Below are 25643 nucleotides of genomic sequence, written 5' to 3'. Positions count from 1 at the left end.
GGCTTGGGACTCTATCCGCGGTCCTGCCCCGGCTGGACGGTGTTGTCGTCCTCAGCCGTCTCCGGTGCGGTCTCGGCCATCTCCGGTGCGGTGTGCAGGACTTCACGGGCCTGCTCGGCCGCGCGCACGATGCTCTCGCTGATGAAGTCCAGGAAACGGGCGACGTTCTCGAGACGCGCCGCGGCAGGGGTGTCGCGGCCGAGGACGGCGACGCCCTGCCGCGCGGTCGCGACGAGCTGGTCGTTGGCCCGGGCGCTGGCGATGGTGGCCTGGTAGAAGAGCTCGTCGTCGACGATGTAGCGGTCGCGGCGGCGTTCGTCGCGTTCCCGGCGGACCAGGCTCTGGCTCTCCAGGAACGCGATCGCCTTGGAGATGGACGCCGGGCTGACCTGGAGGCGCTGGGCGAGCTGGGACGCGCTGAGGCTGCCCGCGTCGGTGGTGAACAGACACGTCAGCACCCGGGCCGTCATCTTGGGCAGACCCGAACCCATGAGGACGGTGGTGAGCGTCTCCTCGTACTCCGCCACGGCCTCCGCGTCACGTCCGTCGCGCTGGGAGGCAGCCCCTGCGCCGCGTGCGGGGGCGGGGGTACGACGTCGATGAGCTCGGCGTTCGGTGGCGCGGTGGGCGAGGTCGGCGCGGTAGGCGGTGGGTCCGCCGTTGCGCATCACCTCACGGGTGACCGTCGAGGTCGGGCGGTCGAGGCGGCGGGCGATCTCGGCGTACGGGAGGCTGTCGGCCAGTCCCAGCGCGATCTGCTGGCGTTCCTGCTGGGTGAGTCTGCCTCCCGGCATGGCGATCTCCTCGCTGGTCCCTCGTAACGTCATCCGCGTGCACGCCGACTATAGCGTTCACTTCTCATCCATTGCAATGATCGGGCTCGCTGTGTTGCGTTACCGTCAGAGTCGTTGCAACAGTTTCCAGGCTTCTGCCTGCACATACGTAGATCTCACGCAACGAATGCGTTGCCTGGAACTGGAAAGCAACGTAGCGTTTCTGTCATCAGAAACGAGCAGCGCATACAGGAGAACACCATGCAGAACTTCGACACCCCGGCCCCGATCTCCGCCGTCCTCGACATCCCCGCCGGACGCGTCCGCTTCGTCGCCGCCGACCGCGCCGACACCGCCGTCGAGGTCCTGCCCGCCGACCCCGCCAAGAACAGTGACGTGCAGACCGCGGAACGGACCTCCGTCGACTACGCCGACGGTGTCCTGCGGATCCGCACCGCCGAGCCCAAGAGCCAGCTGCGGGGTTCCGGATCCGTGGAGATCACCGTCCAACTGCCCACCGGCTCCCGCGTCGAGGCCAGGACCGCGAGCACCGAACTGGAAAGCGTCGGCCGTCTCGGCGACCTCGTCTTCGAGGGCGCGTACCGCCGGATCAGCATCGACGAGGCTGCGAGCGTCCGGCTCACGGCGATCGACGGTGACGTCGAGGTCCGCCGGCTGGGCGGCCCCGCGGAGATCAGCACCGCGCGGGGCGACATCCGGATCGGCGAGGCCGTACGCGGCGAGGTGGTGCTCCGCACCCAGTCCGGCAACATCGCGGTCTCCGCCGCCAACGGAGTCTCCGCCGCCCTCGACGCGGACAGCGGCTACGGCCGGATCAGCAACACCCTCAAGAACGACGGCACCACCGACCTCACCATCCGAGCCACCACCTCCCAGGGCGACATCACCGCCCGCAGCCTCTGAGCAACGGGCCGGAACTGGCCCAGACGCCCTTTTGAGGGGCCCGTGCACTCGGCGCGGGCCCCTCGGTGGTTCTGAGAATCATCGAGGGGCCATAGCCGCCATGGCCGCCAGGCTCGCGCTGGAACCGGCAGGAGCTGACCGCCCGCTGGGGCCCGCGCCGTTGCACTGTCGGCAGAGGGCCGCCAGCGCAGGCCGAGCATCTCCTGCCCGGGCACGCGCGCTGCACCGAAGGCGACCTGTCGCCGTGGCCGGGGAAGGAGACGTCATCCGTAGCGGTGGACAACGGCACGCACGCCGTCACGGGCAACTGCGTCCACCCTTTCGCCCTGAGTCCGCTCCGCGTCCCGGCGTCCCCGAGTCCTCGCGACGCCCAACGCGGCATGGCCGCCCCTCCCCGGAGAAGGCGGCCACACCGCGCGTGCACGCTGCTTACCGTGTCTGTGCCCTGTGTCTTACGTCCGGCGCCCCAAGGCCTACGTCAGCAGCGCGAGCTTCCTGTCGGCTGCCCCCGGGGACTGGCGCTGCCTGGGCAGGCAGGCGGTGAGGTCCAGGGGTGGGGTCGTCTCGGCCTCGGGGGTCAGGAAGTCGTCCAGCATCGGCGAATGATCGGCGTTGGCCAGCGGGATGCGGGACAGGAACTCCTCCGGCAGATCGAACGCCTCGACGAGGACCGGCAGTTGAGGCGCGAGGCGCTCCATGAGCAGGTCGACGGCGAGGGGGAGTTCATGGACGTGGGCGGGAGCCAGGTGGCCCTCGGCCAGCAGGTCGCCGGTGTGGGGGGTGAGCTCCTGGAGCAGGAAGAGCCGGCACAGGTCCTCCAGCAGTGCCCGCGCCTCCGGTTCCCTGGTGCGCTCGACCGCGGCGAGGAACGCGTCGGCGGCCTGTAGCCGGGCGTGGGCGCGGACCATCTCGATGCCCGCGCTGGAGGCCACGTTCCAGCGGGCCAGCGGATTGCCCGAGGGACCTCCGCGCAGCGCCGCCCGGGCCCGGACCTGCCACAGGTGCTCCACCCTGGCCAACAGCCCGCGCAGGAACTCCAGTTCGGTAAGCGGTTGCAGCTCCAGCGGCACGGTCGGCGAGGACACCTGGTCGGCCTGGTGCCCGAAGACCATCTCCGCGGCGGCCTTGGCCCAGACGACCAGGTTGTCGCCCTCCGCGGTGATGGCGCCCTCGAGGTTCTGGGTGATGTCGGCCAGGGCGTTGAGCGGGAAGAGCCCGGGCGCGCCGCAGCGTTCGCGGCACTCGATGGCGACCTCGCGGCTCTGCCAGGTGATCCACCCCTTGGCGATGGCGACGAGCCGTTCCACCTCCTCGCGTTCGGTCTCGGTGTGGTCGACGCAGCGGGCGAGGACCGCCCGGTGCAGGAAGGTCATGGCGTACGTGGAGGCGACCCCGTTCAGCAGCCGGCTGTGGTGGCTGCGGTGGGCGGCCAGCGGAACACGGGTGCCGACCTTCGGACCGCTGATGGTGCGCAGATGTGCGCGCCGCACGGCGATGGTCAGGGCGGCCCGGGAGACCCCGACCCCGGCGCCGCTCATGCAGAGCTTGCCCCAGGTGACCCGCTTGATCGAATGGAGGAAACGTTTGCGTGGATTGCCCAGGCTGCTGGTGAGGCCGTCCTCCGGGGTGAGGCGTCCGTGGTCTCCCTCCAGCAGGGCCTCGCGGGGCAGCCGTACCTGGTCGAAGCTGGTGAGGCAGTGGTCGACGGGGCTGCCGAGCCGCTCGGGCAGCGGGCGTATGGAGATGCCGGGCCGCGGGCCGTTCTCGTCGGTCAGGGGAGTCAGGAAGAGGAAGACGCCCTGGTCCTGGCCGTCGACCAGGAGCCGTGCCGCCACGACCCCGCTCTTGGGGCCGCCGATCAGGCTGGTGTTGGGCATGAACTTCCGGGCGCCCGGTGTGGGGGTGTGCAGGACGAACTCATTGGTGGTGCGGTCCAGTTCGCATGTGGTCTGCAAGGCCGCCGCATCGTTGCCGTGGTCCAGCTCGGTGCACAGGAACGTTCCTGTGCGCTGCATCGAGGTGAACTCGGTCAACTGGCGGCTCTCGCTGTCGTCATGGTCCAGCAGGCTGCCCAGGAACAGGTTGTAGTGGATGCCGGCCAGCGTGCCGAGTGCTCCGTCCACCACCCCCGTCCACTCGTGAAGGCTTGCCAGCAGTTGCGGATCGCGGGCCAGAGAGGCCGCGTTGTCGATCGTCTCGTTGACGAGCCGCAGCCGCTCGTAGGACAGCGCCATGCGTTCTTCCGAGGTGAGCCCCGGCCGGTATCGGAACTTCTCGTTCCCGATGAGATCCCGCCAGGTTCCGTGCAGTCGGCCACGTTCGTGTGCGTCGAACAGTTGGTGCGTCAACTCGCTGATGACCGCCCGGTTCTGGGCGGTTTCCGCGGCTCCGTTGGAGCTGGAAGCCTGGCTCTGCATGGTCAGCAGGGTCATAACCCTCTCCGCATGTGGGGTTTGTGATGTGGGGGGAGAGGAGCGCCGGACTAGCAAAATACAAACCCACCGGTTTCTTTCTCAAGGCTCTTTAGCAACGCTTGACCTACGGGATCCGGACGGCTGCGTTCCAGGTGAGACATGGCAAAGTGGGTCTGTGGCTCCGTCGCTGCTCAAGGCGGAGGCGAGGGGAAGTACGGCCTCAGGGGCCTTGAAAAACCGGATGGCAGGTTTTATTGTCCCTTCGGGGGATGCACCAGAGCGCCTGACAGGGCAAGAGGCTGAAGCTGACCGTCCCGTATCCAGAGGTGGTGCCACTAGAATCGAACCTGTCGGTCTCTTTTCCGGGCCGGTAGACCGAGCGATACCGCAGAGCGGTGTGGAGGTGTGTTGTGGCGCGGCAGGATCGAGCCATCCGGACACGGCAGGCCATCCTGGTTGCCGCCGCCAAGGTGTTCGACGACGTCGGATACGACGCGGCAACCATCTCCGCGATCCTCAGAGAGGCCGGAGTGACGAAGGGTGCGCTCTACTTCCACTTCACATCGAAGGAGGAGCTCGCCCAGGCCGTACTGGCGGAGCAGGTCAGAGCGCTTCCGCCGGTCCAGGTGCCGCCGCTGAAGCTGCAACAGGCGGTGGACGAGGCGCTGTTGCTGACCATGCTGTTGCAGAAGGAGACGGGTGATCCGATCATCCGCGGCAGCGTGAGTCTCACCATCGACCCGGCGGTGGGCGCGGCCGGGCTGGACCAGAAGATTCCGATGCGCCTGTGGATCGACTACAGCAAGTCGCTGTTCGCCGAGGCGAAGGCGGCCGGGGAACTGCTCCCGCACGTCGACCTGGAGTCCATCGCACGACTGTCCGTCGGCGCTTTCACCGGTGTTCAGATGCTGTCGAACATCATGGAGAACCGCTCGGACATGATGGCGCGCGTCTGTGACCTGTACATGTACCTGCTCACGGCCGCCGCGGTACCCGGAGTCCTCGTGCAGCTCGACTTCTCGCCCGAGCGAGGGGCGAAGGTGTACGAGTCGGTGATGAAGGAACGTCAAGCCGCAACCGAGGAAACCGCCATGACTGCTTGACGACAACCTCGCAGCGATCCATCGCGGGGGATGCGAGGGGGTTGTACGGAGCAACCCCCTCGGCACGTATCAGAAGCGACTGATTCGGATGGAGCGCACCAATGGAAACTGCTGTCTGCCCCTATCGGCTGGACGTCTCGGCGCGTGACCTCGCGGGGGAAGCCGCGATGCTCCGGGCCCGGGGGGCCGCCGTAGAGGTGGAGTTGCCCGGTGGCGTGCGCGCCTGGGCTGTGGTCCGTGAACAGCAGGTCAAGCGACTGCTGGTCGATCCCCGCGTGTCCAAGGACGCCCGGATGCACTGGCCGGCGTTCATCGACGGGCGGATCACCGAGGACTGGCCGCTGTATCCCTGGGTGGCCAACGAGAACATGCTCTTCACCTACGGAGAGAAGCGCGCCCGGCTGCGGCGCCTGGTCGCCGGCGCGTTCACCGCCCGGCGTTCCGAACTGCTGCGGCCCCGGGTCGCGGAGATCACCGCGGAACTGCTGGACGATCTGGCGGCCCGCCCCGCGGGCGAGGTCGTCGATCTGCGGGCCGCGTTCGCCAAGCTGCTGCCGATGCGGGTGATCTGCGAGCTGTTCGGCATCGAGCGGGAAGACCGCGACCAGATCTGCACCGCCATGGACACCGTGTTCAGTACGTCCGTCTCCGCGCAGGAGATGGCTGCGGCCCAGATGAAGGTCTTCGAGCTGCTGGCCGAGCTCGTGGTGAGCAAGCGGGCCCGGCCCGGTGACGACCTGACATCCGCGCTGATAGAGGCGCGGGACGAGGACGACCGCCTCACCGAGGAGGAACTCCTCGGCAGTCTCAACCTCCTGATAGCGGGCGGGCAGGAAACGACCTGCACGATGATCACCAACGCCGTCGGAGCGCTGCTGGCCCACCCCGAACAGCTCGCGCACGTCCGGGAGGGACGGGCGGACTGGGACGACGTGATGGCCGAGACGATGCGCACGCACAACCCGGGTGCCTACTCGCCCATGCGCTTCGCGGTGGAGGACATCGACCTGGACGGCGTCCTGATCAAGAAGGGCGACCCGATCCTCGTCTCGTTCGCCGCGGCCGGTCTGGATCCCGACCGCTACGGACAGGAGGCGGCTGAATTTGACGTACTTCGGACAGACCGCCGCGACGGTTTTGGATTCGGCCATGGACCACACCGCTGCCTGGGCGCACCGCTGGCCGTGGTGGAGGTCGGGGTAGCCCTGCCGGCGCTCTTCGCACGCTTCCCACAGCTGGAGCTGGCGGTCGAGCCCGGGGACCTGGCCCCCATCGACTCCTTCATCATCAACGGCTACCGGGAGCTGCCCGTGCGGCTGGGGTGAACCAGCCCCACCTGCCGGAACAGAGGACTCCGTAGCCCGTCCGGGTTGCGGAGTCCTCGTGCTTCCGGCCATCTGCCCTCGGTCGGACCGGAGTTGTCCCGGAGCCGTCCAGGAGTGGCCCGGGAGAGGACTTCAAGCGGGACGAGACCGGTTCTTGAGCTGTTCCGCCGACCGTGTCCACATGCCTGAGAAGGGAAGTGGGGGCCATGGGCAACGGCAAACCGATGCTGCGTGTCGTACGCGGACAGGCTGACGCGGAGGAACTCGCCGCGCTCGCGGTCGTCCTTCTCGCGTTGCAGGGGGCCGGTGAGGAGCAGCCCGAGCCGCCGCATCGCGAGGGCTCCGGCGGCTGGCGGTCACCGGGGGCCTACAGGGCGCCCGGCAGCTGGCGCTGACAGGCGTTCAGAAAAGTTGCACCCCGAACTGGAAACCGCATGGGCGGTTTGTTAATCTGATCTACATGGACCTGGGGCGGGACTTTTCAGCGGCTTCGCCCCAGAAGGGACCTGGTATGGCGATGACAACCGCCCCGGCGTCGATCGACCTGGAGCCGACCGGCATGTACGGGCGAGTGGCCGAACTGGACGACATCCGTGCGCAGGCGCTGGCCGGACCGAGTGAGAAGGCGACCGAGGCGCAGCACGCCAAGGGCAAGCTGACCGCACGGGAACGCATCGAACTGCTCCTCGACCCGGGCTCGTTCCAGGAGGTCGAGCAGCTGCGTCGGCACCGGGCAACCGGTTTCGGCATGGATGTGAAGAAGCCGTACACCGACGGGGTGATCACCGGTTGGGGAACGGTTGAAGGGCGTACCGTTTTTGTGTACGCGCACGACTTCCGGATCTTCGGCGGCGCGCTGGGCGAGGCCCACGCCACCAAGATCCACAAGATCATGGACATGGCCATCGCCACAGGGGCTCCGCTGGTGTCGCTGAACGACGGCGCCGGCGCCCGTATCCAGGAGGGCGTCTCCGCCCTCGCCGGGTACGGCGGCATCTTCCAGCGCAACACCAAGGCGTCCGGTGTCATCCCGCAGATCAGCGTGATGCTCGGCCCGTGCGCGGGTGGCGCGGCCTACAGCCCGGCGCTGACGGACTTCGTGTTCATGGTCCGTGACACCTCGCAGATGTTCATCACCGGCCCGGACGTGGTCAAGGCGGTGACGGGCGAGGAGATCACCCAGAACGGCCTGGGCGGTGCGGATGTGCACGCCGAGACGTCGGGCGTCTGCCACTTCGCCTACGACGACGAGGAGACCTGCATCGCGGAGGTGCGCTACCTCCTGTCGCTGCTGCCGCAGAACAACCAGGAGGCTCCGCCGCGGACGTTGGCCGACGACCCCGTCGACCGGCGCTCCGAGGTGCTCCTGGACCTGGTGCCGGCCGACGGCAACCGGCCGTACGACATGGCCAAGGTCATCGAGGAGATCGTCGACGACGGCGAGTACCTCGAAGTGCATGAGCGCTGGGCCCGCAACATCATCTGCGCGCTCGCCCGCCTCGACGGCCAGGTCGTCGGCATCGTCGCCAACCAGCCCCAGAGCCTGGCAGGCGTGCTCGACATCGAGGCCTCGGAGAAGGCCGCGCGCTTCGTCCAGATGTGCGATGCCTTCAACATCCCGCTCCTGACGCTGCTGGACGTCCCCGGGTTCCTTCCGGGTGTCGACCAGGAGCACGGCGGCATCATCCGCCACGGCGCGAAGCTCCTTTACGCCTACTGCAACGCGACCGTGCCGCGGATCTCGCTGATCCTGCGCAAGGCGTACGGCGGTGCGTACATCGTCATGGACAGCCAGTCCATCGGCGCCGACCTCACCTACGCGTGGCCGACGAACGAGATCGCCGTGATGGGCGCCGAGGGCGCGGCCAACGTGATCTTCCGCCGTCAGATCGCCGAGGCCGAGGACCCCGAGGCCATGCGGCAGAAGATGGTCAAGGAGTACAAGTCCGAGCTGATGCACCCGTACTACGCGGCCGAGCGCGGCCTGGTCGACGACGTCATCGACCCGGCGCAGACCCGCGAGGTCCTCGTCCGGTCGCTGGCCATGCTCCGCAGCAAGCACGCCGACCTGCCGTCCCGCAAGCACGGCAACCCCCCGCAGTAGCAGCACTTTCCGAGGGACTTGGGACGTCGGCGCGGTGCCGGCCCTCGACGTCCCGGTTCTCAGGAGACACCACATGGTCAAACAGGAGCGGGCGGCCCGTACCCGGCATGCACTGATCCAGGCCGCCGCCGCGGTCTTCGCCGAGGAAGGCTTCGTCACCGCGTCGCTGAGCACCATCAGCAGGCGGGCCGGTGTCAGCAACGGGGCGCTGCACTTCCACTTCGCCAACAAGAGCATGCTCGCCGAGGCGGTCGAGGCGGAGGCCGCCAAGGCCGTGCGCGACATCACCGAGGCGGCGTCGGCGCGGCAGGGCGACTCGCTCCAGACGGTGGTGGACGCCACGCACGAGCTGATGGGGGCGCTCGCCCACGACATCGTGGTCCGCGGGGGGTTCGAGCTCGCGGGCGACTGCGCGTACCGGGGGGAGTGCTCCCTGCGGGCGCAGTGGCAGGAGTGGATCGAGGACACCCTCCGCGGGGCCGCGCGCAACGGGGCTCTGGCGGAAGGGGTGTCCTGGGCGGACAGCGCCCGGGTCATCGTCGCCGCGACCGCGGGGTTCGAGGTGCTCGGCGGCGATGACGCCTCCTGGCTGTCCCGGCAGAACGTCACCCGCTTCTGGGACGTGATCCTCCCCCGGCTCGCCGACCGGCGGAAGCTGGCGGGACTGGCGAGCGCGGGCACCTGGCCGCAGGCCGGCATCCCCGCGCAGGACCGGTCCTCCCTGAGGACGAGCACCGAGCAATAGCAAACCTTCCGGTCTGTTTAGTGATCAACTTTGCCGACCGTACCCCCTTCTTTGCTTCAAGGACCCCTGGAGATCCTCTCCAGGGGTCCTTGAACTTTGCTGGAGATTCTGCATCGCCGCAGGTCAAGCCTAGCGCACCGTTAGATCCTCGCTTGGAAAATACAGGGCATGCGGTTTGATATTGACAGACCGCGTGCGCTGTTTTTAGTCTGGTCCATGGCGCCGGACTGGCATCTGACGACGGTTACGGAAACGACCGGAGCACTCGGCACTAGACAGGGGAGTTCGCGTGGACATCGAGGTACTCGGCGCATTGGCCGTAAAGGAGAACGGGGTCTCCATCACGCCGACGGCCCCCAAGCCGCGGCAGGTGCTGGCTCTGCTGGCACTCCACGCCGACCAGGCGGTGCCGGTCTCCACACTGATCGAGGAGCTGTGGGGCGCCACGCCGCCGCGCAGCGCCCGCACCACCTTGCAGACGTACGTCCTCCAGCTGCGCGAACTCATCGCCGTGGCCCTGGAGAAGGACGCGCAGGACGGCACGGACGAGGGCGGCAGGCAGCGCACCGCCAAGGACGTGCTGATGACGATGCCCAGCGGATACATGCTGGCCGCCGGCGGCGGACAGAGCGACGTCCGCACCTTCGAGCGCCTCGCGGGCACCGGCTACCGGGCCATGGACGCGGGCGACTTCCCCGACGCGGCCCGGCATCTGCGCGAGGCGCTGGCGCTGTGGTCCGGCACCGCCTTCGCGGACGTCCAGGCCGGGAGCCAGCTGGAGATGGAGATCAGGCGCCTTGAGGAGACCCGGCTGTGCGCGCTCGACCAGCGCATCGAAGCCGACCTGCGACTGGGCCGCCACCGCGAGCTGCTCTCCGAGCTGACCGTGCTGGTGAACCGTTACCGCACCCACGAGAGCCTGCACGCCCAGTTCATGCTCGCCCTCTACCGCTCGGGGCGCCGCGGCGAGGCCCTGGAGGTCTACCAGCGGCTGCGCGCGACCCTCGTCCGGGACCTCGGCCTGGAGCCCTCTGCGGGGCTGCGACGGCTTCAGCGGTCCATCCTCACGGCCAACCCCGAGACCGCGCCGGCGGCCCCCAGTACGGCCAAGGAGCGCCTGGTTCCCACGAGTTGAGCGCGCGCATCAGACGGGCCGGCACTGTAGGGACACCGGGTCCCTCGGGCCGGCCTGCTGCGTGTGCGGGGCTTGTAGAGGCGTGCGTTGAGAGGCGAGATGCCCCATCTCGACAAACGGCATCAAGCATTCCGCAATTTGCTTTCTTCGCAACGGAATTAAAAAGAGCGAAGTAATTGGCGCGGTTGCCTTTGAGGCGATCAATTTGCAGACAGAATAGGTAAGTTGAAGCGTCCTCAAGCCCTGGTCGAGGAAAGGCGGGTCTGGCGCGATTCCCGCTAGTGTGCTTATGGCGACGGAATTCAGCCACGAGAGGAACTCGACGAGCTACGGAGGAAAGCAGTGAAGATTCAGGTTCTGGGTCCGTTGAGTGCCGAGGTCAACGGGGGATCGATCGTCCCAACGGCCGGTAAGCCGCGGCAGATCCTTTCCCTGCTCGCCCTCTACCCCGGGCGGGTGATGCCCGTTCCCATGCTCATGGAGGAAATCTGGGGGACCGAGCCGCCGCAGAGCGCACTCACCACGTTGCAGACCTACATACTCCAGCTGCGCCGGCGTCTGGGCACCGCGATGGGCCCCGGCGCTCCTGACGCGGCGAAGGAGGTGCTCGCCACCCGGCACGGCGGTTATCTGCTCCAGATATCGCCCGAGAGTGTGGACGTGCACGAGTACGAGCGCATGGTCACCGAAGGGCGGTCGGCCTTCGAGGCGGGCGACGACGAGATGTCGGCCGACCGGTTCCGCAAGGCGCTGGAGCTGTGGCGCGGCCCCGCCCTGGTCGACGTACGCGTCGGACCGATCCTCGGGATCGAGGTCATGCGGCTCGAGGAGAGCCGGCTCGGCACCGTGGAGCGCCGTATCGACGCCGATCTGCGGCTCGGCCGGCACTCCGAACTCATCGCCGAGCTCGCCGAACTGACGGCCCGCTACCCGCAGCACGAAGGGCTGCACTCGCAGGCCATGGTGGCGCTGTACCGGTCGGGACGACAGGCGTCGGCCCTCGCCGTCTACCGCAAGCTGCGCATCCGGCTGATCGAGGAACTGGGCGTCGAGCCGTCCCCCCAGGTACAGCGGCTGCACCAGGCCATGCTGGCCGTCGACCCCCAGCTGGACGTCGTCGCCAGTGAACGGCGCTCCTCGACGTTCGATCTCTTCGCCGCCTGAGGCCGGCCGGAGCGGGGGCCCCGTCGTACTCAATGCCTGACCACCGTCGCACGACGGACCGGTTGCGGAGCCGGCCCGTCGGACGCGAAGGCAGATGCGGATGCGGATGCGGACACAGGTTCGCCGAGGAGGCCGGGTGACCTGGCCCCGGACTCCTCGGCGCGGCGATCGACCGTGGTGACCGTCTGCGGCGACTGACCATCGCGGCTGTTCGTGGCGGCCGACCGCGACGGCTGTTCGCGACCGGCATCCGGTCCGGCGGTCGGGACGTGTGGTTGCGGCCGACCTGACGGATGCGGATGCGGATGCGGGCACGGGTTCGCCGAGGAGGCCGGGTGACCTGGCCTTGGAGTCCTCGGCGCGGCGATCGGCCACGGCGGCCGACTGTGCCGGACGACTCGCAGTAACTGTTTCGCGGCCGGGTGTCCGGTTCTGGGGCCGGGACATGAGGTCGCGGAGTCGGCCCAGCCGGGCGGACGCGAGGCAGATGCGGATGCGGGCACGGGTTCGCCGAGGTGGCCGGGTGACCTGGCCTTGGACTTCTCGGCGCGGCGATCGGCCACGGCGGCCGACTGCGCCGGACGACCCGCAGCAACTGTTTCGCGGCCGGGTGTCCGGTTCTGGGGCCGGGACATGAGGTCGCGGAGTCGGCCCAGCCGGGCGGACGCGAGGCGGATGCGGATGCGGATGCGGGCACTGGATCGCCGAGGAGGCCGGGTGACCTGGCCCCGGACTCCTCGGCGCGGCGATCGACTATGGCGACTGACCAGGGCGATCGACCGCAACGGTTGGCTACCGCGGCCGTTCGTGGCGAGCGACCGTGGTGGCTGTTCCCGGGGGAGCGATCATCGCGGCCGTTTGCGGTGACTGACCATCGCGGCCGTTCCCGGCGGTCGGCCGCGGCGAGCGTTTGTGGCTCAGGTGTCCGGTGGTCCCCGGGTCGGGACGTGACGTAGGGAGTCGGTGCAAGAGGGCGCGCGGGGCCAGTGGTAGGGGGTCCGGGTCCTCCGATCAGGTTCAAGCGGCACTTGAGGGGGTCCGGCAATCCTCGAATCCCACCCCGTGCGACGCAGGTCGGGGTAGAGGAGGATGTCATGTCGGACGAACGGCCGGTGCGCCTGCACTGTTTCGCGCACTCCGGAGGAGGCGTCTCCGTCTTCGACCACTGGGCGGAGAACATCGGCCCCGGAGTGGAGGTGGTCCCGGTCCCCGCGCCGGGCGGACCACGCCATCGATCCGACACCCGTACGACCGCGACCGCCTACGAGGCCCTGCTCGCCGACGTGCTGCCCCGGTTCACCGACCCGGACCCCGGCCCGTACGTCCTCTACGGACACGGCCTCGGCGCGATGGTCGCCTTCAGCGTGACCCGCGTCCTGCACGAGGCGGGCCTGCCCGGCCCGGCGCTGCTCGCCCTCGCCGCCTGCCCGCCGCCCCGCATGGCCCCCGTACTGCCGGACGCCCGCACCGCGACGGACGCCGAGCTGCTCGACGCCCTGAGCGCCAACGGTGCCGTGCCGCCCACCAGCGACGAGGGCATCTGGCTGCACGCGATGCTGCCGGTGCTCCGCGCCGACCTGGAGCTCGCCCAGTCCCTCGAGGACGCGGCCGCCACACCCTCTCCGGCCGGGCCGCTCACCACCCCGATGCTGATCGTCGCCTCGCAGGGCAACCCGCTGGCGCCGCCCACGATCGCGGACGGCTGGCGGCAGTGGACCGACGGACCCTCCTGGCTCCGCACCGTCCCCCAGCACCACTTCTTCGCGCGCGGCCGTGAACTGCCCCGCCTGCTGGGCCGTGCCTGCCGGGTCACCGGCCGCCTCGCCCGGGAGAGCGTGCCGGTCGGCTGAGCGAGTGCATTCGGACAACCGGCGCGGGCATACGACGCCCGCCCACCCCGTGAATTCCAGAAATACACGTCGGTGAGGGCCGACCACTACCCCGGTCGCGCCCGGATCGACCCGGACTCTGTTCATCTCCGAGCGGTCTTCCGAATGGTCTTCTGAATGATCCTCCGAGTGGTCTTCGGAAGGGCCTTCGGAATGGTCTTCGGAGGGCCGCCACAAATCCCGTTCATGTTCCCGTCGGCGCTATAAGAGGAGGGGAGCTCAAATGATTGCTGAGCATGCGGACAAGAGGTCCCGCACAGTGCACGCATCCGCACCTGCCGGCGTGGCCTACGCGCTGATGGCCGACGCGCCGAGCTGGCCGCTCTATTTCTCCTCGATCATCCATGTGGAACAACTGGAATTCGACGGCGTGAGAGAGCGCATGCGGACCTGGACCCTCCTGGACGGCCAGGTCAAGGCATGGACCTCGCAGCGGCATCTGGACCCCGTGGCACGCCGCATGGAGTTCTGGCAGGAGATCGCCGCACCCCCCTTCCGTACGGCGGGCGGCATCCTGAGCGCCCGCCCGGACGGCCCGCACGACAGCGAGCTCGAACTGCGCTACGACTACAGCGTCGGCGCCGACTCACCCGGCGACCTGGAATGGGCGCAGCGGGCCACCGACGCCCACTCCCGCGCCCAGCTCGCCGACCTCAAGGCGTTCGCCGAGCGCTGGACGCGCCTGGACGAACTCGTCCTGTCCTTCGAGGACACGGTCCACATCAAGGGCCCCGCCGAACTCGTCTACGACTTCCTCTACCGGGCCGGCGACTGGCCCGACCTGGCACCCCACGTCCAGCACGTCGACCTCACCGAGAGCGTCCCCGGCGTGCAGCACATGACCATGCGCACGCACACCGAGTACGGCACCCACACCACCTCCTCGGTACGGATCTGCTTCCCGCACGCCGAACGCATCGTCTACAAGCAGACGGCTCCGCTGCCCCTCCTTGAGGCCCACACCGGCGAATGGTCCGTCGTCCCGGATGAGCGAGGCGTCACGGTCACCGCGCAGCACAGCGTCGTACTGAGCGAGGAACAGATCGCGGACGTACTGGGCGAGCAGGCGACCGTCGCCGACGCCCGCCGGCATGTGCGCGAGGCGCTCGGCCGCAACAGCCGCGTCCTGCTCGCCCACGCCAAGACGCACGCGGAGAGCGCCGTCCGCATGCTGTGACCGGCGCGTGAACGCGAAACGGGGGGCCGGGCTCACGGATGACCTCTGCGGGACTCGGGCAGCGCTCCACACCCGCTTGGGAAATCGGACGCCGGGCACCTGCTGCCCTTAGCGTGCTGAGCACGACCGTTGTCGATTTCGGCGGACCAGGAGGGGTCATGGAAGCGAGGCAGTACGGCAGGGCCCCGGGCCTCGTCCGTCCCGGCCGGTGCCGCCGACGTCGTACGCACTCCTTACGGCCGGCCCCCACCGGGGCCGCAGGCGGCTCGTCCTAGGCACGGCGCCCGGCTCCCGCAAGAGCTGAGTGAGCGCCACCAGCAGCTCATCCACCAGCTACCGAGAGGAGAGAGGGGACCGCGCCGGTCACGGCGGAGCGCACGTCCCTGGACGCGTATGACTGTTCCTCGCTCCTCGCACGCGGTGATGTCCGTGGTCGTGGACCCCGGACCCGTCCCGCACGACACCCCGTGGGACCTCGAGTTGCGCGGGCCGCTCGACGCTGCCGCGCTGGCGGGCGTCCTGGGCGAACTCGCCGACGGCGAACCGGACCGGGCCGATCGGGCCGACAAGGCCCACGGGAACGACCAGGCCGACCGGGCCGATCGGCAGCACCGGCTGCTGCGGCACGGCCCCGACCACCACACGCTCCGGTTCACCCCCTCCGAGGACGCGACCGCCGCCCTGGTGGTGGGCCGTCTCGCCGACCTGCTCACCGAGCGGTCCGCCGCCGACCATCCCCTCGCGCCCGCCCAGTGCGCCGCCCTCGCATCCGGCGGCGATGCCCGCTACGAGGCGGTGTACCTCGAACCGGCCGCTCCGCTGGACGCGGACACGGTACGTGAGGCGCTGCGCGCCGTCCTGACGGCCCATCCGCAGCTGGGCTTCCGCCTGGACAGCAGGGGCGGGCGGCTGAGCGGACAGGGCGCGGACACGGTCATGGACCGGGAGGGGACTCCGTCTTCGGTCGAGCAAGGGCTGCTGGTCGAGGGCGAGTTCACCGACGAGGCAGGCTTCAACGCCGCCGTCGACTCCGTCGGCCGCGGCCTCGACGCGTACGCCGGGGTCCAGTTGCGGGCGCTGCTCGCCCGGGACCGCCGCCCGGCGGGGGAGCGTGCCGACCGGCTGGTCCTCGTCGCCCATGAACTCGCGGTGGACGCCGCGTCCTGGCGGATCGTCGTCGACGACCTCATCGCCGCCCTCGGCACGGTGACGGCGGACGTTCCGGTACGGCCGGGACGCGCGCCGGGCGGGCTCGCCGACTGGGTCACCGAACTGCGCGAACTGGCCCGCGATCCCGCCGAGATGCGCCACTGGTCGACCGTCGCCGAGCGCAGGGCCGGGGGCGCCGACTCCCGCACCTCGGCCCACGTGGCCCGCGCGAACGACACGGCCGACATGGCTGACACCGCCGACACCGCCTTGCCGGAGACGCGGGACGCCGGACCGGCCGGGGCGGTGCCCGACATGAGGCCGACGGGAGTGGCGCCCGATGCGAGGCCGGCGGGAGTGGCGCCCGACGCGGGGCCGGTCGGCGTACGGCGTACCGGCTTCGCCCTGCCCGAGGCGGCCACCGAGCGGATCACCCACGGCCTGGCCCAGCGGCTCGCGCTGACCGTCGGACAGGTGCTGACCGGTGCGTTCGCGCTGGCCCTGGCCCGCTGGCAGCACATCGACGACGTCACCTTCGACGTCCGCAGCGACCCGCGCACTGGTCATCCAGGTCTACGTCGCCATGTCGGCCGCCTCACCGATGTCCACCCCGTCCATCTCACCCTGGACCGCGGCCTCACCACCCTGGGACAACTGGCCGCCGTGGCAGGTCCCTTGGCGGCCGCCGCCGGGCACGCACCGGGCGGCGCCGGATTCGGGGCCTGCCGGGAGTGGAGCCCCGACCCACTGTTGCGCACCGCCCTGCGCGAACTGGCGCCCGCCCAGGCCTGCTTGACCTTGCACGGCCCGGACGAACTGCTGCCGCCCGCCGCCCGCCCGGTACCTGGGGGCCCGATCGACCGCGACAACGGCAGCAGCGCCGCGCGCCAGGCTTCGCACCGACTGCACGCATGCGCCCACATCGCCGACGGCAGGCTGTACTTCGGCCTCGACTGGATGCCCGACCCCGCCGACGGCCTCACCGACACCACCGTGGCCGCCCTCGGCGAACTGCTGCGCGAAGTGCTGGCGGAGCTGGCGGAGGCCTCCGACGCCCCGATTCCGTCCGTCTTCCGCGCCACCCCCCAACAGGCGGCGCTGTACCTGGGAGGCGACGGACAGCCCGGCACCGGACGCCATGTCGAGCAGGTCGTATGGGTCTGGCACGGCCCGCTGGACCTGGAGCGCTTCACCGCTGCCTGGCAGGCCGTCTTCGACTGCGAAACCGTGCTGCGCACCGCGTTCACCGGCGGCCCCGAGCCCCAGCTCATGGTCCACAGCCGGGTCACCCCCGAGATCACCCGCCGCGTCCACCGCGGCGACGACTGGTCGCCGCTCCTGGAGCGCGACCGACTGCGCGGCTTCGACCTGCGCTGCCCCGGAGCACTGCGCCTCACCCTGCTGGAGACCGAAGGGAGCCACCGCACCGGCGCCCCCTCCGCACCCACCCGGATCGTGCTCACCTACCACCGGGCACTGCTCGACAACTGGAGCGCCCACATCCTGCTGCGCGAGTTCTACCGCGCCTACCTCGCCGGCGGCAGCCTGCCCGGCGGCGAACGCCGCCCTGACCTGCGGGACTACGCCGCCTGGATCGCGGCCCAGGACCCGGAGACCACCCGGGACTTCTGGGCGCGCTCCGCACCGCCCGACGCGGCCGCCTCCAGGCCGGGCCGCTCCGTCCGAGGCACCGCGGCACTGACCGGCGTGGGCCGGGCCCGGCTCCGGCTGACCCCCGCAGAAACCATCCGTCTGGCGCTGTGGGCGGGCCGCTGGGGCATCGCCGAGAGCACGGTCCTCCAGGCCGTCTGGGCGATGCTCATCTACCGCGCCTCCGACGCGACCGGCGGCCCCGCCCCCGTCTGCTTCGCGGTGACCGCCCCCGGACGCGGCATCCCCCTCGACGGCGCCGCCCGGATGCTGGGACCGCTGCGCAACGCCCTGCCGATGTCCGTCGAGGTGGACCCGGCCGGCACCGTACCGAACCTGCTGCGCCAACTGCGGGACCGCGCCCTGGACATGGCCGCCTACGAATGGGTCCCCGTCGGCTGGTTCCGGGCCCATGAGGAGGCCGAGCCCGGCGGCGGACACGCCGACACCGTCATCGTCTTCGAGGATCTGCCGCACCCGGTGAAGGGCCTGGAGGCCGAACTCGCCGCCCACGGCATCAAGGCCGAGTTCCCGGGCACCGTACCCGCCCGCTCCGTCCTGCCCATCGGACTGCTCGCCCACCACGACAGCGCGGGCCGTCTCGTCCTCACCCGCGTCCACGACCGCGACGTACTCGACGAGGAGGCGGCGGCCGAACTGCTGGTGCAGAGCGCCACGCTGCTGCGCGAACTCCCCTCCAGGACAGGGGAGTCCACCACCGTCGCGGAGATCCTGAGCCTCCTTGAGGGCAGGACCGTGCCCCGTATGACCGAGCCCCCCGGCCCCGGCCGGAGCACCCCGCTGGTCACCCTGCGCGCGGCCCGGCGCGAGGCGGCGGGCACGATCTGCCTGATCCCACCGCCGGGCACCCCGGCGACCTGCTACGACCTGCTGTCCCGCGCCTACACCGGCTCCGACGAGCTGCTGGTGCTCACCACCGACGCCGACAACGCCCACTCCGCCCTGGCCGCCCACGGAACCGGCCGGCACCTCCTGCTGGGCGGCTTCTCCGGTGCCGGCGGCCTCGCCTGCGACCTCGCCCGGCGCATCGCGGCCGACGGCGGCCCGCGAGCGAGGGTGGTGGTCGCCGGAGTCTCCGCGGACGACCAGGAACGCGCCCGCGAACTCGCCCGCGCCCTCAAGAACGCCGGGATGCGGAACGCCGGTACACCGGACAGTCTCTAGAGGTCAGCTCCATGAGGGCCGCCCCTCGACCCTGGTTCCGCCGCACTTCAAGCGCTCCTCGTTCGACGTCGTCCATCGTGGCCGTGACACGGGTCACTTCGCCCGGTCTGTGACGCCGTCCGTGCTTGGGCCGCAATCAACTGGAGTGTCATGTCCCGTCGTCTGTTCACCTCGGAGTCCGTGACCGAGGGACATCCCGACAAGATCGCCGACCGGATCAGCGACACGATCCTGGACGCCCTGCTCACCCAGGACCCGACGTCCAGGGTGGCGGTGGAGACCCTGATCACGACGGGTCAGGTGCATATCGCCGGCGAGGTCACCACCACCGCCTACGCCCCCATCGCGCAGCTCGTGCGCGACGCGATCCTCGACATCGGCTACGACTCCTCCGCCAAGGGCTTCGACGGCGCCTCCTGCGGCGTCTCGGTGTCGATCGGGGCGCAGTCCCCCGACATCGCCCAGGGCGTCGACACGGCGTATGAGTCGAGGGTCGAGGGCGAGGAGGATCTCCTGGACCGTCAGGGGGCCGGGGACCAGGGGTTGATGTTCGGGTACGCGAGTGATGAGACGCCGAGTCTGATGCCGCTGCCGATCGAGCTCGCCCACCGGCTGTCCTACCGGCTCACCCAGGTGCGTAAGGACGGGACGGTTCCCTATCTGCGGCCGGACGGCAAGACGCAGGTCACCATCGAGTACGACGGTGACAAGCCGGTCCGCCTGGACACCGTGGTCGTCTCCTCCCAGCACGCGGCCGACATCGACCTCGACGCCCTGCTCACCCCCGACATCCGGACGCATGTGGTCGAGCCGGTGCTGGCCCAACTCGCCGCCGACGGGATCAAGCTGGAGACCGAGGGTTACCGGTTGCTGGTCAACCCGACGGGCCGGTTCGAGATCGGCGGACCGATGGGCGATGCGGGCCTGACCGGCCGGAAGATCATCATCGACACCTACGGCGGCATGGCCCGCCACGGCGGTGGCGCCTTCTCCGGCAAGGACCCCTCCAAGGTCGACCGCTCCGCCGCCTACGCGATGCGGTGGGTGGCGAAGAACGTCGTCGCGGCCGGGCTGGCGAAACGGTGTGAGGTGCAGGTCGCGTACGCGATCGGCAAGGCCGAACCGGTCGGGCTGTTCGTGGAGACCTTCGGGACCGAGACGGTCGCCGTCGAAGCCATCGAGCGGGCCATCACCAGCGTCTTCGACCTGCGCCCCGCCGCCATCATCCGCGACCTCGACCTGATGCGCCCGGTCTACACCCAGACCGCCGCCTACGGCCACTTCGGCCGCGAACTCCCCGACTTCACCTGGGAACACACCAACCGCGCCCAGCAGCTCAAGGCAGCCGCGGGCGGCTGAGCCCGACTTCCCGACGGCCGGGCCCGGCGCTATCGGCCGACACACGCACCACCGGTGATCAGCGACCGAAGCGACCCAAGGAGTGCCCGTGCGCATCGCGGTGACAGGATCGATAGCCACCGACCACCTGATGGTCTTCCCCGGACGGATCGCGGACCAGCTGCTGCCCGAGCAGCTCGCCCACGTCTCGCTCTCCTTCCTCGTCGACCGACTTGAGGTGCGCCGGGGCGGTGTCGCCGCGAACATCGCCTTCGGGCTCGGCGGCCTCGGCCTCGCACCGCTGCTGATCGGAGCGGTGGGCACGGACTTCGCCGAGTACGAGCTGTGGCTGAAGGAGCACGGCGTCGACACCGGGGGCGTGCACGTCTCCGGGGAACGGCAGACCGCCCGCTTCATGTGCATCACCGACGAGGACGCCAACCAGATCGCCGCCTTCTACGCGGGCGCGATGGCCGAGGCGTCCGACATCGACCTGCGCCCGCTCGTCACCGGACCCGACCGCCCCGGCCTCGTCCTGATCTCGCCCGACGACCCGGCGGCGATGCTGCGCCACACCGCGGAATGCCGCGACCTCGGCATCCCCTTCGCGGCCGACCCCTCGCAGCAACTGGCCCGCCTGGACGGCCCCCAGGTCCGCGATCTCGTGGACGGCGCCACCTGGCTGTTCACCAACGAGTACGAGGCCGCGCTCCTGAAGGAGCGCACCGGCTGGAGCCGCACCGACGTCCTCGCGACGGTCGGCACCTGGGTCACCACCCTGGGCGAGAAGGGCGTACGCCTCGAACGCCTCGGTCAGGCACCCCTCGTCGTCCCCGCCGTTCCCGACGCCCCGACCGCCGACCCGACCGGCGTCGGGGACGCCTTCCGCGTCGGCTTCCTGGCCGCCGTCGGCCAGGGCGCCCCGCTGGAGTCCGCGGCCCGACTCGGCTGTGCGCTGGCCTCCGTCGTCCTTGGCGCGGTCGGCTCGCAGTCCTACGAGATCGACCGGGCGCAGCTGACCGGCATCGTCGAGCGCACCTACGGCCCCGACGCGGCCCAGCCGCTCGCCTCCGTCCTGAGTGAGCTGTCATGACCGGCCCCCACGAAACCCGCGTCGCCGCCGCTGCCCAAGAAGCCCGCGCCGCCGCCACCCACGAAGCCCGCGTCGCCGCCCTCCGCGAGGCGCTCGCCACCCGCGTGGTCGTCGCCGACGGGGCCATGGGCACCATGCTCCAGGCGCAGGACCCGACCCTTGAGGACTTCGAGAACCTCGAAGGCTGTAACGAGATCCTCAACGTCACCCGCCCGGACATCGTCCGCTCCGTCCACGAGGAGTACTTCGGCGCCGGCGTCGACTGCGTGGAGACCAACACCTTCGGCGCGAACCACGCGGCCCTCGGCGAGTACGACATCCCTGAGCGCGTCCACGAGCTGTCCGAGGCCGGCGCCCGCGTGGCCCGCGAGACGGCCGACGAGTACACCGTCCGCGACGGCCGCCAGCGCTGGGTCCTGGGCTCCATGGGCCCCGGCACCAAGCTCCCCACCCTCGGCCACGCCCCCTACACCCTCCTGCGCGACGCCTACCAGCAGAACGCCGAGGGCCTCATCGCGGGCGGCGCCGACGCGCTGCTGGTGGAGACCACGCAGGATCTGCTCCAGACCAAGGCCGCCGTCCTCGGCGCCCGCCGCGGCCTCGAAGCCCTCGGCCTGAACGTGCCGCTGATCGTCTCGGTGACGGTGGAATCGACCGGCACCATGCTCCTCGGCTCGGAGATCGGCGCCGCGCTGACCGCGCTGGAGCCGCTCGGCATCGACATGATCGGCCTGAACTGCGCGACCGGCCCCGCCGAGATGAGCGAGCACCTGCGCTACCTCGCCCGCCACTCCCGCATCCAGCTCTCCTGCATGCCGAACGCCGGCCTGCCGGTACTGACCAAGGACGGCGCCCACTACCCGCTGGCCCCGGCGGAGTTGGCGGACGCGCAGGAGAACTTCGTACGCGACTACGGCCTGTCCCTGATCGGCGGCTGCTGCGGTACGACGCCCGAGCATCTGCGGCAGATCGTCGAGCGGGTACGGGGCATGGCACCGGGGGAGCGGGAACCGCGTCCCGAGCCGGGTGCGGCCTCGCTCTATCAGACGGTGGCGTTCCGTCAGGACACGTCGTATCTGGCGATCGGTGAGCGGACGAATGCCAACGGGTCGAAGAAGTTCCGTGAGGCGATGCTGGAGGGCCGCTGGGACGACTGTGTGGAGATGGCCCGGGACCAGATCCGTGAGGGCGCGCACATGCTGGACCTGTGCGTGGACTACGTGGGCCGTGACGGTGTGGCGGACATGGAGGAGCTGGCCGGACGGTTCGCGACCGCGTCGACGCTGCCGATCGTGCTGGACTCGACCGAGGTCGATGTCCTCCAGGCCGGGTTGGAGAAGCTGGGTGGGCGTGCGGTCATCAACTCGGTCAATTACGAGGACGGTGACGGTCCGGAGTCGCGCTTCGCGAAGGTGACGAAGCTGGCGCAGGAGCATGGTGCGGCGCTGATCGCGCTGACCATCGATGAGGAGGGCCAGGCCCGCACGCCCGAGACGAAGGTCGCGATTGCGGAGCGGCTGATCGATGACCTGACCGGGAACTGGGGTATCCACGAGTCGGACATCCTGATCGACACCCTGACCTTCACGATCTGCACGGGTCAGGAGGAGTCCCGCAAGGACGGTATCGCCACGATCGAGGCGATCCGTGACCTCAAGCGGCGCCACCCGGACGTGCAGACGACACTCGGCTTGTCGAACATTTCCTTCGGTCTGAACCCGGCGGCCCGCATCCTGCTGAACTCGGTGTTCCTGGACGAGTGTGTGAAGGCGGGTCTGGACTCGGCGATCGTGCATGCGTCGAAGATCCTGCCGATCGCCCGGTTCTCCGAGGAGGAGGTGCAGACGGCCCTCGATCTGATCTACGACCGTCGTGCCGAGGGTTATGACCCGCTCCAGAAGCTGATGGCCTTGTTCGAGGGCGCGACCGCGAAGTCGTTGAAGGCGGGCAAGGCTGAGGAACTGGCCGCGCTGCCGCTGGAGGAGCGTCTCAAGCGCCGCATCATCGACGGCGAGAAGAACGGCCTGGAAGCCGACCTCGGTCAGGCGCTGGAGACGACTTCGGCTCTGGACATCGTCAACAACACGCTCCTGGACGGCATGAAGGTCGTCGGCGAGCTGTTCGGCTCGGGTCAGATGCAGTTGCCGTTCGTGTTGCAGTCGGCCGAGGTGATGAAGTCGGCGGTCGCCTATCTCGAACCGCACATGGAGAAGTCGGACGCGGAGGGCAAGGGCACGATCGTGCTGGCCACGGTCCGCGGTGACGTCCACGACATCGGCAAGAACCTCGTCGACATCATCCTGTCCAACAACGGCTACAACGTGGTCAACCTGGGCATCAAGCAGCCGGTCTCGGCGATTCTGGAGGCGGCTGAGGAGCACCGGGCCGATGTGATCGGCATGTCCGGGCTGCTGGTGAAGTCCACGGTGATCATGAAGGAGAACCTGGAGGAGCTCAACTCCCGTGGCATGGCCGCTGATTACCCGGTCATCCTGGGGGGTGCGGCGCTGACGCGGGCGTATGTCGAGCAGGATCTGCACGAGATCTACGAGGGTGAAGTCCGTTACGCCCGCGACGCGTTCGAGGGTCTGCGCCTGATGGACGCGCTGATCGGCGTGAAGCGCGGCGTTCCGGGCGCGGTCCTGCCCGAGCTCAAGCAGCGCCGGGTCAAGCCTGTCGCGAGTGCCGTCGTCGTCGCGGAGAGTCCTGACGAAGGGGGGCGCTCCGATGTCGCCGTCGATCATCCCGTCCCCGAGCCGCCCTTCTGGGGCACCCGTGTCATCAAGGGCATCCAGCTCAAGGAGTACGCCTCCTGGCTGGACGAGGCGGCTCTGTTCAAGGGGCAGTGGGGGCTGAAGCAGGCGCGCCGGGGTGACGGGCCGACCTACGAGGAGCTTGTGGAGACCGAGGGGCGGCCGCGGCTGCGCGGGCTGCTCGACCGGCTTCAGACGGAGAACCTCCTTGAGGCCGCCGTCGTGCACGGCTACTTCCGCTGTGTGTCCAAGGGCGAGGACCTGATCCTGCTGGACGAGAACGGGTCCGAGCTGACCCGGTTCGCGTTCCCGCGGCAGCGCCGTGGCCGTCGGCTGTGTCTGGCCGACTTCTTCCGTTCGGAGGAGTCGGGGGAGACGGACGTCATTGGGCTTCAGGTAGTCACCGTCGGCTCCCGGATCGGGGAGGAGACGGCCCGGCTCTTCGAGGCGAACGCCTACCGCGACTATCTCGAACTGCACGGGCTGTCCGTGCAGTTGGCCGAAGCCCTCGCCGAGTACTGGCACGCACGCGTGCGCGGTGAACTCGGTATCGCCGGGGGTGATCCTGGCTCGCTGGACGGCATGTTCCGCACCGAGTACCAGGGCTGCCGCTACTCCTTCGGCTACCCGGCCTGCCCCGACCTGGAGGACCGCGCGAAGATCGCCGACCTGCTCCAGCCCGAGCGCATCGGCGTCCACCTGTCCGAGGAGTTCCAGCTGCACCCCGAGCAGTCCACGGACGCCATCGTCCTGCACCACCCCGAAGCCAGCTACTTCAACGCCGGAGGCCGGGAGTGACGACGACCCTGCGCGACCTGCTCGACCGGGGAACCCCGTCGTTCTCCTTCGAGTTCTTTCCGCCGAAGACACCCAAGGGCGAGCGGACGCTGTGGGAGGCGATCCGTCGGATCGAACCGCTGGCCCCGACCTTCGTCTCGGTCACCTACGGGGCCGGCGGCTCCTCCCGGGACCGTACGGTCGAGGTGACCAAGCGGATCGCGACCGAGACGACTCTGCGCCCGGTCGCCCATCTGACCGCGGTCGGGCACTCGGTGTCGGAACTGCGGCACATCATCGGCCAGTACGCCGACGCGGGCGTCCGGGACGTCCTCGCCCTGCGCGGTGACCCGCCCGGCGACCCCAACGCGCCCTGGATCGCCCACCCCGAAGGCTTCACCCACGCCCATGAACTGGTGCGCCTGGTCAAGGAGTCGGGGGAGTTCAGCGTCGGGGTGGCGGCCTTTCCCGAGCGGCATCCGCGCTCGGCCGACTGGGAGTCCGACATCCGGCACTTCGTCGCCAAGTGCAAGGCGGGCGCCGACTACGCGGTGACCCAGATGTTCTTCCACGTCGAGGACTATCTGCGGCTGCGCGACCGGGTCGCCGCGGCCGGCTGCGACACCCCGGTCATTCCGGAGATCATGCCGGCCACCGACGTGCGCCAGATCGCCCGCTTCGCCGAACTCAGCGGCGCCGCCTTCCCCGAGGACCTCGCCCACCGCCTGGACGCCGTGCGCGACAACCCGGCGGACGGTCACCGCATCGGCGTCGAGTACGCCACCGCCATGGCCGAGCGGCTCCTCGCCGAGGGCGCCCCCGGCCTGCACTACATCACCCTCAACAAGTCCACGGCCGCCCTGGACATCCACCGCAACGTGCTGGCGGCGACCCGCGTCACGGCGTGAGGTCCACGGCACGGCCGACCGATCCGAAGAGAGCTGA

At 69.8% G+C, this 25643-nt stretch carries 17 protein-coding genes; 15 read left to right on the top strand and 2 right to left on the bottom strand.

The genetic code is table 11. From position 1 onward, the window contains the following. Nucleotides 1–11 precede the first annotated feature (11 nt). Nucleotides 12–794, bottom strand: a complete 783-nt coding sequence (locus OG866_RS45020; protein ID WP_329344801.1) for a helix-turn-helix domain-containing protein — start codon at nt 792–794, stop codon at nt 12–14. Between the two features lie 240 nt (nt 795–1034). Here OG866_RS45020 and OG866_RS45015 point away from each other — a divergent pair, with 240 nt between their 5' ends. After that, nucleotides 1035–1697, top strand: a complete 663-nt coding sequence (locus OG866_RS45015; RefSeq protein WP_329344799.1) for a DUF4097 family beta strand repeat-containing protein — start codon at nt 1035–1037, stop codon at nt 1695–1697. A gap of 473 nt (nt 1698–2170) precedes the next feature. Here the strand turns inward: OG866_RS45015 and OG866_RS45010 are convergent, their stop codons facing one another. Continuing rightward, nucleotides 2171–4129 carry an acyl-CoA dehydrogenase family protein gene (locus OG866_RS45010; protein ID WP_329344798.1) on the bottom strand — a complete coding sequence of 653 codons (1959 nt, stop codon included), beginning with the start codon at nt 4127–4129 and terminating at the stop codon, nt 2171–2173. Between the two features lie 392 nt (nt 4130–4521). On the opposite strand from OG866_RS45010, the gene OG866_RS45005 reads away from it, so the two are divergent. From OG866_RS45005 to metF, 14 genes are all read left to right on the top strand, one after another. Then, nucleotides 4522–5214 (top strand): ScbR family autoregulator-binding transcription factor, encoded by a 693-nt coding sequence (locus tag OG866_RS45005; RefSeq protein ID WP_329344796.1) that lies wholly within the window; start codon nt 4522–4524, stop codon nt 5212–5214. A 101-nt stretch (nt 5215–5315) separates the two neighbouring features. After that, complete coding sequence (locus OG866_RS45000; RefSeq protein ID WP_329344794.1) at nt 5316–6539, top strand: cytochrome P450 family protein; 1224 nt, start codon at nt 5316–5318, stop codon at nt 6537–6539. A gap of 206 nt (nt 6540–6745) precedes the next feature. Further along, nucleotides 6746–6934 carry an acyl-CoA carboxylase epsilon subunit gene (locus OG866_RS44995; RefSeq protein ID WP_329344792.1) on the top strand — a complete coding sequence of 63 codons (189 nt, stop codon included), beginning with the start codon at nt 6746–6748 and terminating at the stop codon, nt 6932–6934. Nucleotides 6935–7050: 116 nt separating this feature from the next. Next, the gene (locus OG866_RS44990; protein WP_329344790.1) at nt 7051–8643 is read left to right on the top strand and encodes an acyl-CoA carboxylase subunit beta; all 1593 of its coding nucleotides are present in this window, start codon (nt 7051–7053) and stop codon (nt 8641–8643) included. 73 nt (nt 8644–8716) lie between these two features. Next, nucleotides 8717–9388, top strand: a complete 672-nt coding sequence (locus tag OG866_RS44985) for a ScbR family autoregulator-binding transcription factor (protein ID WP_329344788.1) — start codon at nt 8717–8719, stop codon at nt 9386–9388. A 289-nt stretch (nt 9389–9677) separates the two neighbouring features. Beyond that, nucleotides 9678–10523, top strand: a complete 846-nt coding sequence (locus tag OG866_RS44980; protein ID WP_329344786.1) for an AfsR/SARP family transcriptional regulator — start codon at nt 9678–9680, stop codon at nt 10521–10523. Nucleotides 10524–10865: 342 nt separating this feature from the next. Further along, nucleotides 10866–11687 carry an AfsR/SARP family transcriptional regulator gene (locus OG866_RS44975; protein ID WP_329344784.1) on the top strand — a complete coding sequence of 274 codons (822 nt, stop codon included), beginning with the start codon at nt 10866–10868 and terminating at the stop codon, nt 11685–11687. Between the two features lie 1094 nt (nt 11688–12781). Then, nucleotides 12782–13537, top strand: a complete 756-nt coding sequence (locus OG866_RS44970; protein WP_329344783.1) for a thioesterase II family protein — start codon at nt 12782–12784, stop codon at nt 13535–13537. 262 nt (nt 13538–13799) lie between these two features. Continuing rightward, the gene (locus tag OG866_RS44965; RefSeq protein WP_329344782.1) at nt 13800–14753 is read left to right on the top strand and encodes an aromatase/cyclase; all 954 of its coding nucleotides are present in this window, start codon (nt 13800–13802) and stop codon (nt 14751–14753) included. A gap of 393 nt (nt 14754–15146) precedes the next feature. Next, nucleotides 15147–18737, top strand: a complete 3591-nt coding sequence (locus OG866_RS44960; RefSeq protein ID WP_329344780.1) for a condensation domain-containing protein — start codon at nt 15147–15149, stop codon at nt 18735–18737. 150 nt (nt 18738–18887) lie between these two features. After that, nucleotides 18888–20096 (top strand): methionine adenosyltransferase, encoded by a 1209-nt coding sequence (gene metK, locus OG866_RS44955; protein ID WP_329344779.1) that lies wholly within the window; start codon nt 18888–18890, stop codon nt 20094–20096. 88 nt (nt 20097–20184) lie between these two features. Continuing rightward, nucleotides 20185–21168 (top strand): carbohydrate kinase family protein, encoded by a 984-nt coding sequence (locus tag OG866_RS44950; protein ID WP_329344777.1) that lies wholly within the window; start codon nt 20185–20187, stop codon nt 21166–21168. After that, nucleotides 21165–24719, top strand: coding sequence for a methionine synthase (metH, locus tag OG866_RS44945; protein WP_329344776.1), 3555 nt, complete (start codon nt 21165–21167; stop codon nt 24717–24719). Before OG866_RS44950 ends, metH begins: the two co-directional genes overlap by 4 nt. After that, nucleotides 24716–25606: a methylenetetrahydrofolate reductase [NAD(P)H] gene (metF, locus tag OG866_RS44940; protein ID WP_329344774.1), complete on the top strand. Its 891-nt coding sequence runs from the start codon at nt 24716–24718 to the stop codon at nt 25604–25606. The genes metH and metF overlap by 4 nt, the downstream gene beginning before the upstream one ends. Nucleotides 25607–25643: the final 37 nt, after the last annotated feature.

This window comes from Streptomyces sp. NBC_00663 (assembly GCF_036226885.1).
Taxonomy (GTDB): domain Bacteria; phylum Actinomycetota; class Actinomycetes; order Streptomycetales; family Streptomycetaceae; genus Streptomyces.
Note: the sequence above shows the minus strand (reverse complement) of the source record. Positions and strands in the feature narration are given on the sequence as shown.

Coding starts and splice junctions, on each gene's coding strand:
- OG866_RS45020 (WP_329344801.1), bottom strand. CDS start 794: ATGCCGGGAGGCAGACTCACCCAGCAGGAACGCCAGCAGATCGCGCTG.
- OG866_RS45015 (WP_329344799.1), top strand. CDS start 1,035: ATGCAGAACTTCGACACCCCGGCCCCGATCTCCGCCGTCCTCGACATC.
- OG866_RS45010 (WP_329344798.1), bottom strand. CDS start 4,129: ATGACCCTGCTGACCATGCAGAGCCAGGCTTCCAGCTCCAACGGAGCC.
- OG866_RS45000 (WP_329344794.1), top strand. CDS start 5,316: ATGGAAACTGCTGTCTGCCCCTATCGGCTGGACGTCTCGGCGCGTGAC.
- OG866_RS44995 (WP_329344792.1), top strand. CDS start 6,746: ATGGGCAACGGCAAACCGATGCTGCGTGTCGTACGCGGACAGGCTGAC.
- OG866_RS44990 (WP_329344790.1), top strand. CDS start 7,051: ATGGCGATGACAACCGCCCCGGCGTCGATCGACCTGGAGCCGACCGGC.
- OG866_RS44985 (WP_329344788.1), top strand. CDS start 8,717: ATGGTCAAACAGGAGCGGGCGGCCCGTACCCGGCATGCACTGATCCAG.
- OG866_RS44970 (WP_329344783.1), top strand. CDS start 12,782: ATGTCGGACGAACGGCCGGTGCGCCTGCACTGTTTCGCGCACTCCGGA.
- OG866_RS44965 (WP_329344782.1), top strand. CDS start 13,800: ATGATTGCTGAGCATGCGGACAAGAGGTCCCGCACAGTGCACGCATCC.
- OG866_RS44960 (WP_329344780.1), top strand. CDS start 15,147: ATGACTGTTCCTCGCTCCTCGCACGCGGTGATGTCCGTGGTCGTGGAC.
- metK (WP_329344779.1), top strand. CDS start 18,888: ATGTCCCGTCGTCTGTTCACCTCGGAGTCCGTGACCGAGGGACATCCC.
- metH (WP_329344776.1), top strand. CDS start 21,165: ATGACCGGCCCCCACGAAACCCGCGTCGCCGCCGCTGCCCAAGAAGCC.